The organism is Alkalibacterium sp. m-11 (assembly GCF_054658155.1).
Window position 1 is genome coordinate 1 of record NZ_BAAGIR010000488.1, and the last position, 257, is coordinate 257.

General features: G+C 33.1%; 1 pseudogene. It reads right to left on the reverse strand.

Features of this window, described 5'->3' with window-relative positions:
• Positions 1-257: pseudogene (locus tag ACYQ2O_RS13270) on the reverse strand (IS4 family transposase); the annotation flags it as partial.

Below are 257 nucleotides of genomic sequence, written 5' to 3' on the forward strand. Positions count from 1 at the left end.
ATTGAGAATAGCTAATGGACTCAATATCAATCACTTTTTTTAAGTTTGGGTTGACCAACTGTTGATCCAAATGCCGTAGGCTATCGGTTTCATCATTAATCGCATAGAGAAAGAGTTTCAGTACTTTCTTAAACGTTAATTTTTTTGAATAGCGATCAAACTGACCGATAGCCTGTCGAGACGATTCACTTAATGTTTCTAAAGAAATGTACGAAAACCATTTATTTATGGTCATTTTTGTTTTATACTTATCCATG